Annotated in this window: 19 protein-coding genes; 11 read left to right on the top strand and 8 right to left on the bottom strand. The window is 59.2% G+C overall.

Annotated features, from left to right (window positions below; all coding sequences use genetic code 11):
- Nucleotides 1-7: 7 nt before the first annotated feature.
- Entirely contained in the window at nt 8-1,633 is a 1,626-nt protein-coding gene (locus JH25_RS18950) for a glucan biosynthesis protein D (protein WP_032877493.1), read from the top strand.
- Nucleotides 1,634-1,686: 53 nt separating this feature from the next.
- Here JH25_RS18950 and JH25_RS18945 read toward each other — a convergent pair whose 3' ends face one another.
- The 3 genes from JH25_RS18945 to JH25_RS18935 form a co-directional block, all read right to left on the bottom strand.
- Nucleotides 1,687-1,872, bottom strand: coding sequence for a hypothetical protein (locus JH25_RS18945; RefSeq protein ID WP_005785481.1), 186 nt, complete (start codon nt 1,870-1,872; stop codon nt 1,687-1,689).
- A 301-nt stretch (nt 1,873-2,173) separates the two neighbouring features.
- The gene (locus tag JH25_RS18940; RefSeq protein WP_005785478.1) at nt 2,174-3,280 is read right to left on the bottom strand and encodes an NADH:flavin oxidoreductase/NADH oxidase; all 1,107 of its coding nucleotides are present in this window, start codon (nt 3,278-3,280) and stop codon (nt 2,174-2,176) included.
- A 126-nt stretch (nt 3,281-3,406) separates the two neighbouring features.
- The gene (locus JH25_RS18935) at nt 3,407-5,308 is read right to left on the bottom strand and encodes a potassium transporter Kup (RefSeq protein ID WP_005785476.1); all 1,902 of its coding nucleotides are present in this window, start codon (nt 5,306-5,308) and stop codon (nt 3,407-3,409) included.
- A 399-nt stretch (nt 5,309-5,707) separates the two neighbouring features.
- On the opposite strand from JH25_RS18935, the gene JH25_RS18930 reads away from it, so the two are divergent.
- The 7 genes from JH25_RS18930 to tsaA all read left to right on the top strand — a co-directional run bounded on the left by JH25_RS18930 (nt 5,708) and on the right by tsaA (nt 10,479).
- Nucleotides 5,708-6,031: a type II toxin-antitoxin system RelE/ParE family toxin gene (locus JH25_RS18930; protein ID WP_032877494.1), complete on the top strand. Its 324-nt coding sequence runs from the start codon at nt 5,708-5,710 to the stop codon at nt 6,029-6,031.
- On the top strand, nt 6,028-6,363 hold the full coding sequence (locus JH25_RS18925) for an addiction module antidote protein (RefSeq protein WP_032877495.1): 336 nt from the start codon (nt 6,028-6,030) through the stop codon (nt 6,361-6,363). Before JH25_RS18930 ends, JH25_RS18925 begins: the two co-directional genes overlap by 4 nt.
- Before the next feature lie 181 nt (nt 6,364-6,544).
- Nucleotides 6,545-7,885 (top strand): 30S ribosomal protein S12 methylthiotransferase RimO, encoded by a 1,341-nt coding sequence (rimO, locus tag JH25_RS18920; RefSeq protein ID WP_005785474.1) that lies wholly within the window; start codon nt 6,545-6,547, stop codon nt 7,883-7,885.
- Nucleotides 7,886-7,994: 109 nt separating this feature from the next.
- Nucleotides 7,995-8,468: a GNAT family N-acetyltransferase gene (locus JH25_RS18915; RefSeq protein WP_032877496.1), complete on the top strand. Its 474-nt coding sequence runs from the start codon at nt 7,995-7,997 to the stop codon at nt 8,466-8,468.
- Nucleotides 8,469-8,539: 71 nt separating this feature from the next.
- Nucleotides 8,540-9,250, top strand: a complete 711-nt coding sequence (locus JH25_RS18910) for an rRNA pseudouridine synthase (RefSeq protein ID WP_005785471.1) — start codon at nt 8,540-8,542, stop codon at nt 9,248-9,250.
- Nucleotides 9,251-9,318: 68 nt separating this feature from the next.
- Nucleotides 9,319-9,780, top strand: a complete 462-nt coding sequence (locus JH25_RS18905) for a DUF1456 family protein (RefSeq protein WP_005785469.1) — start codon at nt 9,319-9,321, stop codon at nt 9,778-9,780.
- Nucleotides 9,781-9,783: 3 nt separating this feature from the next.
- Nucleotides 9,784-10,479 (top strand): tRNA (N6-threonylcarbamoyladenosine(37)-N6)-methyltransferase TrmO, encoded by a 696-nt coding sequence (gene tsaA, locus JH25_RS18900; RefSeq protein ID WP_032877497.1) that lies wholly within the window; start codon nt 9,784-9,786, stop codon nt 10,477-10,479.
- A gap of 127 nt (nt 10,480-10,606) precedes the next feature.
- Here tsaA and fpr read toward each other — a convergent pair whose 3' ends face one another.
- Nucleotides 10,607-11,386 carry a ferredoxin-NADP reductase gene (gene fpr / locus JH25_RS18895; protein ID WP_003189055.1) on the bottom strand — a complete coding sequence of 260 codons (780 nt, stop codon included), beginning with the start codon at nt 11,384-11,386 and terminating at the stop codon, nt 10,607-10,609.
- Nucleotides 11,387-11,511: 125 nt separating this feature from the next.
- Between fpr and JH25_RS18890 the strand changes: the two genes are divergently transcribed.
- Entirely contained in the window at nt 11,512-12,438 is a 927-nt protein-coding gene (locus JH25_RS18890) for a LysR family transcriptional regulator (RefSeq protein ID WP_010212678.1), read from the top strand.
- A gap of 3 nt (nt 12,439-12,441) precedes the next feature.
- Here JH25_RS18890 and JH25_RS18885 read toward each other — a convergent pair whose 3' ends face one another.
- The 3 genes from JH25_RS18885 to JH25_RS18875 all read right to left on the bottom strand — a co-directional run bounded on the left by JH25_RS18885 (nt 12,442) and on the right by JH25_RS18875 (nt 14,501).
- Nucleotides 12,442-12,804, bottom strand: coding sequence for a diacylglycerol kinase (locus tag JH25_RS18885; RefSeq protein ID WP_003189051.1), 363 nt, complete (start codon nt 12,802-12,804; stop codon nt 12,442-12,444).
- 75 nt (nt 12,805-12,879) lie between these two features.
- A complete protein-coding gene (gene erdR, locus JH25_RS18880; protein WP_032877498.1) occupies nt 12,880-13,530 on the bottom strand; it encodes a response regulator transcription factor ErdR in 651 nt (216 codons plus the stop codon).
- A gap of 251 nt (nt 13,531-13,781) precedes the next feature.
- A complete protein-coding gene (locus JH25_RS18875) occupies nt 13,782-14,501 on the bottom strand; it encodes a tRNA-uridine aminocarboxypropyltransferase (protein ID WP_032877499.1) in 720 nt (239 codons plus the stop codon).
- Between the two features lie 178 nt (nt 14,502-14,679).
- Here JH25_RS18875 and JH25_RS18870 point away from each other — a divergent pair, with 178 nt between their 5' ends.
- A complete protein-coding gene (locus JH25_RS18870) occupies nt 14,680-15,120 on the top strand; it encodes a PA3611 family quorum-sensing-regulated virulence factor (protein ID WP_032877500.1) in 441 nt (146 codons plus the stop codon).
- Nucleotides 15,121-15,413: 293 nt separating this feature from the next.
- Nucleotides 15,414-16,526 carry a TIGR00730 family Rossman fold protein gene (locus JH25_RS18865; RefSeq protein WP_032877501.1) on the top strand — a complete coding sequence of 371 codons (1,113 nt, stop codon included), beginning with the start codon at nt 15,414-15,416 and terminating at the stop codon, nt 16,524-16,526.
- A gap of 62 nt (nt 16,527-16,588) precedes the next feature.
- On the opposite strand, the gene recX is transcribed toward JH25_RS18865, so the two are convergent.
- Complete coding sequence (recX, locus tag JH25_RS18860; protein WP_005785456.1) at nt 16,589-17,056, bottom strand: recombination regulator RecX; 468 nt, start codon at nt 17,054-17,056, stop codon at nt 16,589-16,591.
- Between the last annotated feature and the right edge of the window lies 1 nt (nt 17,057).

Here is a 17,057-nt window from a genome sequence, read left to right on the forward strand (position 1 = left end):
TGTCTCTATGCACCGCAGGAATTTGCTCAAAGCATCCATGGCCATTGCGGCTTACACCGGTTTGTCGGCCAGCGGCCTGCTGGCCGCGCAGGCTTGGGCCGGGAACCGTGCCGCCGACGGCGAGGCCGTGGCGTTCGATTTCGAAGCGCTCAAGGCGCAAGCCAAGCAACTGGCCACCCGTGGCTATCAAGACACTAAGCAGGTGCTGCCGCCAACCCTGGCCACCATGACCCCGCAGAATTTCAACGCCATTGGCTACGACGGTAACCATTCGTTGTGGAAAGAGTTGAACGGCCAACTGGACGTGCAATTCTTCCATGTCGGCATGGGCTTCAAGACGCCGGTGCGCATGCACAGTGTCGACCCCAAGACCCGCGAGGCTCGCGAAGTTCATTTCCGCCCTTCACTGTTCAACTATGAAAAAACCACGGTGGACACCCAGCAACTGACCGGCGACCTGGGTTTTTCCGGCTTCAAGCTGTTCAAGGCGCCGGAGCTGGACCGCCATGACGTGCTGTCGTTTCTCGGCGCCAGCTACTTTCGCGCGGTTGACTCCACCGGCCAATATGGCCTGTCGGCCCGCGGCCTGGCGATTGATACCTACGCGAAAAAACGCGAGGAATTCCCCGACTTCACGCAGTTCTGGTTCGAAACTCCGGACAAGAATGCCACCCGCTTTGTGGTCTACGCCCTGCTTGACTCGCCAAGCGCCACCGGCGCCTACCGCTTCGATATCGACTGCCAGGCCAACCAGGTGGTGATGGCAATCGACGCGCACATCAATGCACGCACTGCCATCGAACAATTGGGCATCGCCCCCATGACCAGCATGTTCAGCTGCGGCACCCATGAGCGGCGCATGTGCGACACCATCCACCCGCAAATCCACGATTCGGACCGCCTGGCCATGTGGCGCGGCAATGGCGAGTGGATCTGCCGCCCGCTGAACAACCCGGCCAAGCTGCAATTCAACGCGTTCGCCGACACCGACCCCAAAGGCTTCGGCCTTGTGCAGACCGACCATGAGTTCGCCAGCTACCAGGACACCGTCGACTGGTACAGCAAGCGCCCAAGCCTGTGGGTTGAACCGACCACCGCGTGGGGCGAAGGCTCGATCGACCTGCTGGAGATCCCCACCACCGGCGAAACCCTGGACAATATCGTCGCCTTCTGGACCCCGAAAAAGCCCGTAGCCGCGGGTGATTCGCTCAACTATGGCTACAAGTTGTACTGGAGCGCACTGCCACCGGTGAGCACGCCGCTGGCGCAGGTCGACGCGACCCGGTCAGGCATGGGTGGTTTTACCGAAGGCTGGGCACCCGGCGAGCATTACCCGAAGGTGTGGGCGCGGCGTTTCGCCGTAGACTTCAAAGGCGGCGGGCTGGATCGCCTGCCAGCGGGCACCGGCATCGAGCCGGTGGTGACCTGCTCCCATGGTGAGGTGAAGGATTTCAGCGTGCTGGTGCTGGATAACATCAAGGGCTATCGCATTCTGTTCGACTGGTACCCCACCAGCGACAGTGTGGAGCCGGTGGAGCTGCGCCTGTTTATTCGCACCCAAGACCGCACCCTGAGCGAAACCTGGCTGTATCAGTACTTCCCGCCCGCACCGGAGCAGCGCAAGTACACCTGAAATTAACCGCCTGATCATTCCCACGTCGCAGCGTGGGAATGATCGCAGGTGGCTTAGAACCGCGATACGCTTTTCATCGCGCCAATCAGATACCGCATCGCCACCTGATCACTCTCGGTCAGCGCCCGGTACTGGGCCAGCAACTCCATTTCATCCGAACTCAACCTTCGACCCCGCAATGACATCCGGCGGCTCAGAAAAGACGCCATTGCACCCGCTACGCCATAGGATTTGGCCATGGACCACTACTCCTGATATCAGTCAAATACTCCTGGTGCCCATTTCCAAACTCCCCCCGAAGCACAACGCTTTCGTGGTCAAGCAGCCTACCTCCCTGGGCTAGGAACCAGGCTTACCCTAAGCTTAGAAACTATCTTGTGGCACGTGGGATTTTTTTAGAGTATTCACTTAAAAAAATGGCCTCGGTAATAAAACCCTACAGCGCTTGCTTACGCCGTGGTCGATACAGGACGCGAGTTCTGGCAACCGCAAGAAAAAACCCACCGTATCAGGGTGGGTTCGACCTAACTGTGCGCGGGATCAATCGCGCAGATCCGACTCATGAATCGGCTGGTCCCGATGGGTTGCCCGCTGGTACTGCGCCGGCCAGATAGCCTTGCGCCCGCCCAGGTCATCGTCGGCATGCAGCGGCCAGTACGGGTCGCGCAGCAGTTCACGGGCCAGGAAGATGATGTCGGCCTGGCAGGTGCGCAGGATGTGCTCGGCCTGGGCCGGTTCGGTAATCATGCCAACCGTGCCGGTGGCGATGCCCGACTCCTTGCGCACGCGCTCGGCGAAGCGCGTCTGGTAGCCAGGGCCGGTGGGGATCTCGGCATTGGCGGCGGTGCCCCCGGAGGACACATCGATCAGGTCAACACCCAAGTCTTTCAGGCGGCGCGCCAATTCCACGGTTTCATCCGGGTTCCATCCGTCTTCGACCCAGTCGGTAGCCGATACCCGCACAAACAGTGGCAACTCCTGAGGCCAGGCCGCACGTACGGCCTTGGTCACCTCCAGCACCAGGCGAATGCGGTTTTCGAACGAGCCGCCGTAGTGGTCCTGACGCTGGTTGCTGATGGGCGAGAGAAACTGGTGCAGCAGGTAGCCATGGGCAGCATGGATTTCCACCACTTCAAAACCTGCGGTCAAGGCACGCTTGGCGGCAGCGACAAAGTCGGCGATTACTTGCTGGATCTGCCCTTCGTCCAATTGCTTGGGCTGGGTGTGATTGGGGTCGAAGGCAATCGGCGAAGGGCCCACCGGCACCCACCCGCCCTCCTCCGGCTTGACGCTGCCATGCTTGCCGATCCAGGGCCGATGGGTGCTGGCCTTGCGCCCGGCATGGGCCAGTTGAATACCCGCCACCGCGCCCTGGGCCGCGATAAAGCGCGTGATACGCCGCAGCGGCTCGATCTGGGCGTCGTTCCACAGGCCCAGGTCCTGGGCGGTGATACGCCCATCAGCAGTCACGGCGGTGGCTTCGGTGAAAATCAGCCCCGCGCCCCCCACGGCTCGGCTGCCGAGATGCACCAGGTGCCAGTCATTGGCCAGGCCGTCGTCGCTGGAGTATTGGCACATCGGCGAGACCGCGATGCGGTTGAGCAGGGTCAATTGGCGCAGGGTATAGGGTTCGAGCAGCTGACTCATGGCGCACCTCTTCTGGGTTCTATGGGCACTGTTCAACAGTGTTTAGAGCCTAGTCGACAACCACCGATTGCACAGGGTTCAGAAAGGAAAGCGGGAGCCGATTGCCGGCTCCCGTTATGCAGCGCCTTACATTTCGACCTGGGTGCCCAGCTCGATCACACGGTTTACCGGCAGCTTGAAGAAGCGCAGGTTACCGTTGGCGTTCTTCAACATGAAGGCGAACAAGGTTTCGCGCCAGCGCGCCATGCCCTTGATGCGCGAGGCGATCACGGTCTCGCGGCTGAGGAAATAGGTGGTGCGCATCGGGCTGAAATCCAGATCATCCAGATGGCACAGTTTCAGCGCTTCGGGCACGTCCGGCTCATCGGTGAACCCGAAATGCAGGATCACGCGAAAGAAGCCTTCGCCGTAGGAGTCCACCTCGAAACGCCGTGCGGCAGGCACCCGTGGAATGTCTTCGTAGACCACCGTCAGCAGCACCACCTGCTCATGCAGCACCTGGTTGTGCAGCAGGTTATGCAACAGCGCGTGGGGCACCGCATCCGGGCGCGCGGTCAGGAACACCGCCGTGCCCTGCACGCGATGAGGCGGCTGCACGCGGATGCTGCTGATAAAAATCGGCAATGGCAGCCCACCCTCGTCGAGGCGCTCGACCAGCAATTGCTTGCCGCGCTTCCAGGTGGTCATCAACACGAACAACACAATCCCCGCCAGTACCGGGAACGCGCCGCCCTGGATCACCTTGGGCACGTTGGCGGCGAAAAACAGACCGTCCACCAGCAAGCAGCAGAGCAACACCGGCACCGCCAGCACCGGCGGCCACTTCCACAGCAACAGCATGACCGCCGACACCAGGATGGTGGTCATCAGCATGGTGCCGGTCACCGCTACGCCGTAGGCCGACGCCAGGGCACCGGAAGATTCGAAGCCCAGCACCAGCAGGATCACGCCCACCATCAACGACCAGTTCACGGCGCCGATGTAGATCTGGCCTTGCTCGGCACTCGAAGTGTGCTGGATGTGCATACGCGGGATGTAACCCAACTGGATCGCCTGGCGGGTCAACGAGAACGCACCGGAAATGACTGCCTGGGACGCGATTACGGTCGCCAGGGTGGACAAACCCACCAGCGGGATCAGCGCCCAGCTCGGTGCCAGCAGGTAAAACGGGTTGCGCGCAGCCTCCGGATCGCCCAGCAGCATCGCGCCCTGGCCGAAATAGTTGAGCACCAGCGCCGGCAGCACCAGGATGAACCAGGCACGGGCGATGGGCTTGCGCCCGAAGTGGCCCATGTCGGCGTACAACGCTTCGGCGCCGGTCAAGGCCAGCACCACCGCGCCAAGAATCGCCACGCCGATGCCGGGGTGAACCATAAAGAAGCGCACGCCCCATGCAGGGTTCAGCGCATTCAATACTTCAGGCTGCTGCAGAATGCCGTACACCCCGAGACCGCCCAACACCAGGAACCAGGTGACCATCACCGGGCCGAACAGCTTGCCGATACGATCGGTGCCGTGTTTCTGGATCAGAAACAGCGCCACCAGCACGATCAGCGCGATGGGCACCACCCATTTTTCCAGGCCGTCAAACGCCAGCTCCAGACCTTCAATGGCCGACAATACCGAAATCGCCGGGGTGATCATGCTGTCGCCATAAAAGAGCGCCGCGCCACACAGGCCGCACACCACCAGGAAACTGCGCAATTTAGCGCGCTCCCCAGCAGCCCGCCGCGCCAACGCCGTGAGCGCCATGATGCCGCCCTCGCCCTGGTTGTCGGCACGTAGCACGAACAACATGTACTTGATCGACACCACCCAGATCAGCGACCAGAAGATCAGCGCCAGTATCCCCAAGACGCCGTCATGGTTGACCTGTACTCCGTAACCGCCGTTGAACACCTCTTTAAGGGTGTAGAGCGGGCTGGTCCCGATATCGCCATAAACCACCCCGACTGCCGCCACCAGCATGCCAATCGGCTTGGCGTTTGAATGCTCGGCACCTGCTGCCTGACTACTTGCCTGACCCATCAACCACTCCTGCCCTTTGACCCAAGGTCTTTTATAAACAGCACGACTAAGCTGACCCTAGCATGCGCTGTTTTACTTCTCGAAACAGACGTTTTATTGACCCAAGGGCATTACCCGTGCGCAACGGCGCGAAGCATAGCGCAGCACTCGTCGCATTTCGCTGTTCCAGTAGCTGAGACGTCGCTTTATGTAGTCAGCAATGACTGAGGCGGCATTTTGGCGCCTTTTTGCCTGCATTGATGACATCGCGGCCAACCGTATATGTTGGCCCGGCTCAGCAGGGTTGCCTCAGAAACTACTTGATCAGCTTGGCCGATCAATAAATTACGATCCGGCATGTCACCTTCAGTCCATATAAAAACTCAATCATCGCCCTGTCTCTTTTAAGGTACATTGCTCATGTACGAAGTGAAACATGTGCTGTCAGTCAATGGCGTGGATATCTACCAAGCTTGGCTAGACACCGTGCAAGACACACGTTCAAAAGCAAGAATCACTGCCAGAGTGGACCGCGCTTCGTTGGGTCACTTTGGCGTTACCGAGCCAGTAGGTGATGGAGTCTTTGAGATGAAGCTCGACTTCGGGCCTGGATTTCGCGTCTATTACGCAATCCAGGATCGAAAAATTGTGTTTCTGCTAGGCGGAGGCTCAAAGGCCAGACAGCAAAACGACATCAATCAGGCCAAGGCTCTCTGGACGTCTTATAAGGGGCAGCAAAAATGACCAGTCGGACTCGCTCTCATGAAGATAGCGTTCTTGAAATGCTCCAAGACGACGAGGCGTTTGCTCTCGAGTATCTCTCTGTAGCTCTTGAGGAAATCGATGAAGCGGGTGGTGAGGACGCCTTCCTTGTTGCTGTCCGCCGAGTCGCGGAAGCCCGTGGCGGAATGCTTAGCTTGTCGCAAAACACAGGGCTCAATAGGGCTAATCTCTACAGGTCCATCGCTGTGGGCGGCGATCCAAAGCTCTCCACCCTCCTGAAAGTACTTCAGGCATTAGGTGTGGGCATGTCTAAAGTCGTCTCGCACCGTACAGAACAAGACGTACGCGCTTGAAAGCGTTGTAAGCACTCTGCGAATTATCCAGCGCAGCACTCGTCGCATTTCCCTGCATAAAGCTGGTCAAGTGCGCTGCCCGCCGATAGAATTGCGCACTTTTTGATCAGAGGCGCACCAAGCGCCCATCCGTTGCCTTGTCGTGCACGACCGGCAGCGTCATTCAATACCGAGGTTAGACATGTCCACCACCATCGCAAAAGCCAACCCCAAGGTTGGCTTTGTTTCCCTGGGTTGCCCGAAGGCTCTGGTCGACTCCGAGCGCATCCTCACGCAACTGCGTATGGAAGGCTATGACGTCGTGTCCACTTACCAGGACGCCGATGTGGTGGTGGTCAACACCTGCGGCTTCATTGATTCGGCCAAGGCCGAGTCTTTGGAAGTGATCGGCGAAGCCATCAAGGAAAACGGCAAGGTCATCGTGACCGGCTGCATGGGCGTGGAAGAAGGCAATATCCGTAACGTGCACCCGAGTGTGCTGGCGGTGACCGGCCCGCAGCAGTACGAGCAGGTGGTCAACGCCGTGCATGACGTGGTGCCGCCACGCCAGGATCACAACCCGCTGATCGACCTGGTGCCGCCTCAAGGTATCAAACTGACCCCACGCCACTACGCGTACCTGAAGATATCCGAGGGCTGCAACCACAGCTGCAGCTTCTGCATCATCCCGTCGATGCGCGGCAAACTGGTGAGCCGCCCGGTGGGTGATGTGCTTGACGAGGCCCAGCGCCTGGTCAAATCCGGCGTCAAGGAGCTGCTGGTGATCTCCCAGGACACCAGCGCCTACGGCGTCGACGTGAAATACCGCACTGGCTTCTGGAATGGCGCGCCGGTGAAAACCCGCATGACCGAGCTCTGCGAAGCCCTCAGCAGCCTGGGCGTGTGGGTGCGCCTGCACTACGTTTACCCGTACCCGCACGTGGACGAGCTGATCCCGTTGATGGCCGCCGGCAAGATCCTGCCGTACCTGGACATCCCATTCCAGCACGCCAGCCCCAAAGTGCTCAAGGCAATGAAACGCCCGGCGTTCGAAGACAAGACCCTGGCGCGTATCAAGAACTGGCGCGAGATCTGCCCGGAGCTGATCATCCGCTCCACCTTCATCGTCGGCTTCCCCGGCGAGACCGAAGAAGACTTCCAGTACCTGCTCGACTGGCTGACCGAAGCGCAGCTGGACCGCGTCGGCTGCTTCCAGTACTCGCCAGTGGAAGGCGCTCCGGCCAACCTGCTGGACCTGGCCGTGGTGCCGGACGACGTCAAGCAAGATCGTTGGGAGCGCTTCATGGCGCACCAACAGGCGATCAGCTCTGCACGCCTGCAACTGCGCATCGGCAAGGAAATCGAAGTGCTGATCGACGAAGTCGACGAGCAAGGCGCCGTTGGCCGCTGCTTCTTCGATGCACCGGAAATCGACGGCAACGTGTTTATTGACGATGCCAGCGGCTTGAAGCCGGGCGACAAGGTCTGGTGCACCGTGACCGACGCCGACGAGTACGACTTGTGGGCTGAAAAGCGCGACTGAAGCGTGTTTGCGTAATATTTTGAAAAAGCCCCGCCTCTGACAAGATGCGGGGCTTTTTTAGGTCTATCGTTTTGCTCATCAGCGCAAATAACGCCAAGAGGCAGCGGTCATGCGACAGCATTCGGTCATCTATACGCCTAAATCCAGCGACTACCCGCGCCTGGCGCAGATCTGGGAAGCCTCAGTACGCGCCACCCACGACTTCCTGCCGGACAGCTATATAGACCGGTTGAAAAACCTGGTGCTGACCCGCTACCTGGATGCGGTGATGCTGATCTGCACCAAGGACTCGCGCCAGCGCATCACCGGGTTCGCCGGGGTGGTGGCCGGCAAGGTGGAAATGCTGTTTATCGACCCGCAACACCGTGGCCAGGGCCTGGGCCGGCAATTGCTGGGCTATGCCACCGAACACCTGAACGCCGAGGAACTGGACGTCAACGAGCAGAACCCCCAGGCGCTGGGCTTTTACCTCAAGCAGGGCTTCGAGGTGATCGGACGCACGGAGCATGATGGCCTTGGGCAGCCTTACCCGTTGCTGCATATGCGTTTGCGCCAGCTGCAACAACAGGCGCGCCAGGGCTAAATGAAATGGGCTCGGGATTAACCGGCGCCAGGCAGGTACAATAGCCGCCCCCTTTTGTTACGGCCCTTGTCATGACTGACCCCATACGCCTCTCCAAACGCCTTATCGAACTGGTCGGTTGCTCCCGTCGGGAGGCTGAGCTGTTTATCGAAGGCGGCTGGGTCTCGGTGGACGGCGAAGTGATCGACGAGCCGCAGTTCAAGGTCACAACCGAAAAAGTCGAGCTGGACCCAGAGGCCAAAGCCACCCCACCAGAGCCGGTGACCATTCTGTTGCACGCGCCGGCAGGCATGGACGCTGAAACCGCCATGGCCACGATCAGCGCCGAGACCTTGTCTGAAGAACACCGCTTCAGCAAGCGCCCGCTCAAGGGGCATTTCCTGCGCCTGACCGCCAGCGCCGACTTGCAAGCCAAGGCCAGCGGCTTGCTGGTGTTCACCCAGGACTGGAAGATTCTGCGCAAGTTGACCGCCGACGCCGCCAAGATCGAGCAGGAATACGTAGTAGAAGTCGAAGGCGACATGGTTGCCCACGGCCTCAACCGCCTGAACCACGGCCTGACCTACAAAGGTAAGGAACTGCCCGCTGTGAAAGCCAGCTGGCAGAACGAAAACCGCCTGCGCTTTGCGATGAAAAACCCGCAACCCGGCGTTATCGCGCTGTTCTGCGAAGCTGTTGGCCTGAAAGTCATCGCCATCCGCCGTATCCGCATCGGCGGCGTGTCCATTGGCAAGGTGCCAGTGGGCCAATGGCGCTACCTGTCCGGCAAAGAGAAGTTCTAAGCCGTTCCCCTTTTCCCGACACCGCCTGATTGGGCGGCGTCATCAGTTCAATAGCAGGATTGCTCACCATGATTCACAACGACGTACTGCGCAGCGTGCGCTACATGCTCGACATCAGCGACAACAAGATGGTCGAGATCATCAAGCTCGGCGGCATGGACGTGACCAAGGAAGACCTGCTGACCTACCTCAAGAAAGATGAGGAAGAAGGCTTCGTGTTCTGCCCGGATGAAGTCATGGCTCACTTCCTCGATGGCTTGGTCATCTTCAAGCGCGGCAAGGACGAAAGCCGTCCACCGCAGCCGATCGAAACGCCGGTGACCAACAACATCATCCTGAAAAAGCTGCGCGTGGCCTTCGAACTGAAGGAAGACGACATGCATGCCATCCTCAAGGCAGCGGAGTTCCCGGTGTCCAAGCCAGAGCTGAGCGCGCTGTTCCGCAAGTTCGGCCATACCAACTACCGCACCTGTGGTGATCAGTTGCTGCGTAACTTCCTCAAGGGCCTGACCTTGCGGGTCCGTGCCTAAGCCATGAGTTACCAGGTCTCGCCCGTCGGTTTCGTACGCTCCTGCTTCAAGGAGAAGTTCGCCATCCCGCGCCAACCGCAACTGGCACCGGCTGCCCGTGGCGTGCTGGAGTTGGTGGCGCCGTTCGACCAGGGCGAGGCGGTGCAGGGGCTGGAACAGGTCAGCCATGTGTGGTTGCTGTTCCTGTTTCATCAGGCCCTGGAAGACAAGCCACGCCTGAAAGTGCGCCCGCCACGCCTGGGCGGCAATACGTCCATGGGCGTGTTTGCCACCCGTGCCACCCACCGACCTAATGGCATTGGCCAATCGGTGGTCAAGCTGGACAAGGTGGAACCGGGGCGACTGTGGATTTCCGGGATCGACTTGCTCGATGGCACGCCGGTGCTGGATATCAAGCCATATGTGCCCTATGCCGACATTGTCGACAGCGCTACCAACACCATTGCCAGCAGCGCGCCGCAACTGATTGCGGTGCAGTGGCTGAAGACGGCGCTGCAACAGGCGCAAGGCCACGCTCAACGCCTCGGCGAGCCGTTGGTGGAACTGATTGAGCAGTGTTTGGCGCAGGATCCGCGGCCGGCGTATCAGGTTCCTACGTCGGAACGGGAATACGGTGCGCAATTCTGGGATGTGGATGTGCGCTGGCACTACCCGGAACCCGGGATGATTTGTGTGCTGGAAGTGGTTACCGCCGGATAAACCGGAGACTGAATGTGGGAGGGGGCTTGCTCCCGATAGCAGTGGGTCAGTCACCAGATGCAGTGACTGACACTCCGCCATCGGGGCAAGCCCCCTCCCACATTTTGATCTGCTTACTGACGCTGTATTACTTCTCGACGAACGCACGCTCGATCAGGTAATCGCCCGGCTCACGCATCCGTGGCGAAACCTTCAGGCCGAAGCTGTTCAGCACTTCGCTGGTCTCATCCAACATGCTTGGGCTGCCGCACAGCATGGCGCGGTCGTCTTCGGGGTTGATCGGTGGCAGGCCGATGTCGCTGAACAGCTTGCCACTGCGCATCAGGTCGGTCAGGCGGCCTTCGTTTTCGAACGGCTCGCGGGTCACGGTCGGGTAGTAGATCAACTTGTCACGCAGGGCCTCGCCGAAGAATTCGTTCTGCGGCAGGTGCTCGGTGATGAATTCGCGGTAGGCGACTTCGTTGACGTAGCGCACGCCGTGGCACAGGATGACTTTTTCGAAACGCTCGTACGTCTCTGGGTCCTGAATCACGCTCATGAACGGCGCGAGGCCAGTGCCGGTGCTGAGCAGGTACAGGTGTTTGCCCGGCTTCAAATCGTCAAGCACCAGGGTGCCCGTCGGTTTTTTGCTGATGATGATCTCGTCGCCTTCCTTCAAGTGCTGCAATTGGGAAGTCAGCGGGCCATCCGGCACCTTGATGCTGAAGAATTCCAGATGCTCTTCCCAGTTCGGGCTGGCAATCGAGTAAGCGCGCATGAGCGGGCGGCCGTTGGGCTGTTGCAGGCCGATCATCACGAACTGACCGTTCTCGAAGCGCAGGCCCGGATCGCGGGTGCACTTGAAGCTGAACAGAGTGTCGTTCCAGTGATGAACACTGAGGACACGCTCGTGGTTCATGTTGCTCATGTACGGGGGACTCCTGGAAATGGGTCTGCGCCAAAGGTAAGGATGCGCAATTGCACAGCATTCTAATGGCGGCGACAATATCTGTTAACTGGATTATTAAGATAAGGGTTATCGGTTATATCGATATGCGATTTACTCTCCGTCAACTGCAAGTTTTCGTCGCCGTCGCCCAGCAGGAAAGCGTCTCGCGCGCTGCTGGCCTTCTGGCCTTATCTCAATCCGCCGCCAGCACGTCGATCACCGAGCTGGAGCGTCAATCCAGCTGCCAATTGTTCGACCGCGCCGGCAAACGCCTGAGTCTCAACGCCCTCGGTCACCAGCTATTGCCCCAGGCGGTTGCACTGCTGGACCAGGCCAAAGAGATCGAGGACCTGCTCAACGGCAAGTCCGGCTTCGGCTCCTTGGCGGTCGGCGCGACCCTGACCATCGGCAATTACTTGGCGACGCTGCTGATTGGCAGCTTTATGCAGCAGCATCCCGAAAGCCAGGTGAAACTCCATGTGCAGAACACTGCACATATCGTGCATCAGGTAGCGCACTACGAAATTGACCTGGGTCTAATCGAAGGTGACTGCAGCCATCCGGACATCGAGGTGCAAACCTGGGTAGAAGACGAGCTCGTGGTGTTTTGTGCGCCCCAGCATCATCTGGCCAAACGTGGCGTGGCCAGCATGGATGAGTTGACCCACGAGGCGTGGATCCTGCGCGAACAAGGCTCGGGCACGCGCCTGACGTTTGACCAGGCCATGCGCCATCATCGCAGCGCGCTGAATATCCGTCTGGAGCTGGAACACACGGAGGCGATCAAGCGGGCAGTGGAGTCGGGGTTGGGGATCGGCTGCATTTCGCGGCTGGCGCTGCGCGACGCGTTCCGCCGCGGCAGCCTGGTACCGGTGGAAACCCCGGATCTGGACCTGGCCCGGCAGTTCTACTTCATCTGGCATAAGCAGAAATACCAGACCTCGGCGATGCGCGAGTTTCTCGAACTGTGCCGCGCCTTCACCGCCGGGGTGCAGCGCAGCGACGAGATCGTACTGCCGAGTATCGCCTGATCGTCAGATCAGGATCACCGCCCACACCAGGGTGATCATGGTCAGTGCCACAAATTGCGCGGCGCTGCCCATGTCCTTGGCGTTCTTCGACAGCGGATGGCGGTCCAGGGAAATACGGTCAATGGCCGCTTCTACCGCAGAGTTGAGTAATTCGACAATCAACGCCAGCAGGCACACCGCAATCAGCAGTGCTCGCTCGACCCGGCTGACCTGCAGGAAAAAGCTCAAAGGGATCAGGATGACGTTCAACAACACCAACTGACGGAACGCCGCCTCGCCGGTGAAAGCTGCGCGCAGACCATCCAGGGAATAGCCCCCTGCATTGAAGATACGTTTGATACCGGTTTGACCCTTGAAAGGCGACATAGATGTAGGCAACTGAACCAAAGAAGTGGGGAAGCTAGATCACGCAAAGTCAAAAAAGCGTGAAGCGGCTGTAACTTAATGTTGCGAGATTGACTCAAGTTGTTGCAAGAGCAACGCCGCCTGGGTCCGGGTACGCACTCCCAGCTTACGGAAAATCGCCGTTACATGGGCCTTGATGGTCGCTTCCGACACGCTCAATTCGTAGGCAATCTGCTTGTTCAGCAAACCCTCGCAGACCATGGTCAGCACCCGAAACTGCTGGGGTGTGAGACTGGCCAGGCCATCACGGGCGGCCTTGGCTTCGTCGGACACGTTGATTTGTTCAAACGCCTGGGGCGGCCAGGACACATCGCCGTCCAATACCGCGCGCACGGCTTTCTGGATATCTTCCATCGCGCTGGACTTGGGAATGAAGCCACTGGCGCCAAACTCCTTGGAGCGCACCACCACGTCGGCTTCCTCCTGGGCCGAGACCATCACCACGGGGATCTGCGGGTATTGCCCGCGCAGCAGCACCAGCCCGGAAAAGCCGTAGGCACCGGGCATGTTCAGGTCGAGCAGCACCAGGTCCCAGTCGGATTTTTCGGTGAGGCGAGCTTCCAGTTCGGCGATGCTGGCCACTTCGACCAGGCGAACATCAGGGCCAAGCCCCAGGGTGACTGCCTGATGCAGAGCGCTGCGAAACAGCGGATGGTCATCGGCTATCAGGATTTCGTATGTGGCCATTGGTTAAATGATCCTGTTTTTTATGGCAGCCCTGATGGTTCAGGGCTCACCAATACACAAGGCGACGGCCTGGCAGCTATCGCCACAGGGCCTGCTCAACGTCAAAAGCACTTGAAACGACGTCAGGCATTCACGGTTGCGCCCCAATCGGCGCCCAGCATGACCAGCGTAGCCTGGAGGGTCAAGCACTACGCCCGCGGGCATTTTAGCGGGTTGCAGGTTTACGGTGCCATCATGCAAACGTCGTCTGGTTATACCGCCGGGATGTAGGGTGCAAGGCGAGTATGCACAGCGTCCATCGGGTCCAGCGGCATTTGGAACTTGGCAGCCAGGTAATGGGTGCTGAATACATCGAGATAGGCATCCAACACTTCGCTGGCGGCCACGTCTTCGGCCAACTCCAGACAAAGTGCCGCCACCTCGGCGGTGCAGAAATGGTCATCACGCTTGGAACGCCGCAGTTTGTAGCGTGACAACTGCTCTGGCGCCAGGCTCAGTACCGGCAAGTGCTCCAAGTAGGGGCTTTTGCGAAACATCTTGCGCGCTTCGCTCCAGGTGCCGTCCAGCAAGATAAACAGCGGGCGCTTGCCCTCCTCCATGCGCACTTCACTGACCACCCGTTCCGGTGCCACGAATTCACCAGGGAAGACAATATATGGCTGCCACTGCGGGTCAGCCAACAATCTGAGCAAATCGGGGTCGACTTCGGTGCGCGACCATGCGAATGCAGTGGTGTCGTGTATGACATCAGCGATCAGCCAACCCGTGTTACTGGGTTTCATCGGCTCAACGTCATGCATCAACAGGCACATGGCCGACTTGGCTTGTACCTGGGGCCGCCAGGCACATAAACAGTACTCGGGAATTACCCGACAGCCGGGGCAACGCTCAGCTCGGGAACCACGATTAAGAAACGGCCTGACGGCACGCGCCAGACGCTGAGCACGCAAACGGGAAACGGCGTGGCTCATCGGGCACGCGGCGAAGAAAAGGGAATCGGCACGGAAGAAACTCGTGAAAAGCAGAAGTCCCGCAGTTTACCAGCGATACGCCTGGCTGTAGTGGCAAGGGCTCACCTATAATTGCGCGCCACTGAACGCACAGCGCAGTGGCTGGTCTATGCACCAGTAACCGAATCAGGAGAGTTTCATGCTGCGTTCCATGCTGCGCCTTGTTGCCCCATCCCTCGCCATAGCGTTGGTCTTGCCTATGGGCGCCCACGCGGCCTCGCTGCTGGAGGCTCAAATGAACAGGAAACTGCAAAGCGTCGCGGCCGAAAGCAACAAGGACCTGCCCCGGGAAATTGATGAAAAGACCCTGGAAGTGGCCTACACCGTTGAAGGTATGCAGCTGATTGATCACCTCAGCGTTCAGCCTGATCGTGCCGAACAGATGCGTGCCAACCCCAAGGCTGTGTATTTCCAGTTGGGCCGCAGCGTATGCACCAACCCAGGCTACCGCGAACTGATGGCAAAGGGCGCAGTGATACGCTATGAAATCACCGAGAACAAAAGCAACCGCCCTGTGGCATCGGTCAAGTTCGTTGAAGCGGATTGCCCGGCACCGGCTGCGGCGAAGAAGAAAAAGTAAGCACGATTTGACCGTCGCGCGCTGCTGTCCAGCGGCGCGCACTCCCCCGCTCCAGCTCCTGCCAACGACTAAACTACGCGATGAGTAACCAATAAGCGGTTGCCAGCCAAGGGTTTTTCGGCCCATGATCAAGCCATCCCATACGCCCGCCCACAGCTACTTCAATGCTGTTCTGTAACACTTTCAGGGCATAAGCGGCCTGCCCTCCTGTGGCATGCAACGACACATGCAGTGTCGTGGCCCCGACGACGCTCTCGTCGACTATCCAGGCCCTGTAAAGAAGGAGAAGTTGAATGCCTTATGAATCCAATGATCAGTTGCTTCGTCATTTTGAAGAAAACGGGACCGACCTCACGCAGCAGGTCGACGCGCAAATCCAGTTGATCGCCCCCAACAGCCCGAATATCCCCCTTTATCGCGACATGATCCTTACCGTTCTGCGCATGGCCCAGGACGACCGGGATCGCTGGAATGCCAAGATCACCCTGCGCGCCATTCGTGAATTGGACCATGCATTTCGCGTACTCGAACAATTCAAGGACCGGCGCAAGGTGACGGTGTTCGGCTCGGCACGTACACCTGTGGAAAGCCCACTGTATGCACTGGCCCGAGAAGTGGGTGCAGCATTGGCGCGCTCCGACCTGATGGTGATCACCGGCGGTGGCGGCGGCATCATGGCGGCAGCCCACGAAGGCGCGGGCCTGGCGCACAGCCTGGGGTTCAATATCACGCTACCCTTTGAACAGCACGCCAACCCCACCATCGATGGCACCGAAAACCTGCTGTCATTCCACTTCTTCTTTACCCGCAAGTTGTTCTTCGTCAAGGAAGCCGATGCGCTGGTGTTGTGCCCAGGCGGTTTCGGCACCCTGGACGAGGCTTTGGAAGTACTGACCCTGATCCAGACTGGCAAGAGCCCGCTGGTGCCAGTCGTGTTGCTGGATGCGCCGGGCGGTGGGTTCTGGCAAGGTGCCCTGGACTTTATCCGCAGCCAGTTGGAAGCCAACCGCTATATCCTGCCCACCGACCTCAAGCTGATACGCCTGGTCTACAGCGCCGAAGAAGCAGTGGATGAAATCAACCAGTTCTATGCCAACTTCCACTCCACCCGTTGGTTGAAACGCGAGTTTGTGGTGCGCATGAACCATCCTCTCAGTGAGCGTGCTCTGGCCCATTTGCAGCAAGAGTTTGCCAGCCTGCGGCTCAGTGGCGAGTTTCAACAGCTCGCCTATACAGGCGAAGACCATGACGAACCAAGGTTCAGTCACTTGACCCGCCTGATGTTCAACTTCAATGGCCGCGACCAGGGGCGACTGCGTGAATTGGTGGATTACATCAACCTGCCGGAAAACTGGGCACAGGCCCAAGGCAAGACGCAGCAACGTGTGACGTCACTGCCGGCGTAGTTTTTTGCAGGCGAAAAAAAAGGCCCACTATTTTCATAGTGGGCCTTTTCGTTTTGGGGCGTTCAGTCGTCCATATCGCGGCCGCTCAACAAGCGGCTGATCATGTCCATCGAAAACCCGCGATAGCTCAGAAAGCGCCCTTGCTTCGCACGCTCCCTGGCGTCAATCGGAAGGTGCCCCGCAAACTTGCGGCGCCAAGTGTCTTCCAACTGCGACTGCCAGTTGATACCGCACTCACGCAGGGCAAGGTCGATATCGGCACGTTGCAGACCACGCTGGCTCAGCTCTTCACGAATCCGCGCAGGGCCGTAACCGGAGCGCGCTCGATAGGACACAAAACTTTCAAGGTAACGGGCTTCCGACAACAGCCCTTCTTCTGTCAAACGGTCGAGGGCTGTTTCGATCATCTCAGGCTCTGCGCCGCGCTGACGCAATTTACGCGTCAGCTCGACTCGGCCATGCTCGCGGCGAGCGAGCAGGTCCATTGCAGTGCGCCGAACGGCAACGAGTGTATCCAGTACAACGGTCATC

It is taken from the genome of Pseudomonas sp. BRG-100, from assembly GCF_000737955.1.
Classification (GTDB): domain Bacteria; phylum Pseudomonadota; class Gammaproteobacteria; order Pseudomonadales; family Pseudomonadaceae; genus Aquipseudomonas; species Aquipseudomonas synxantha_A.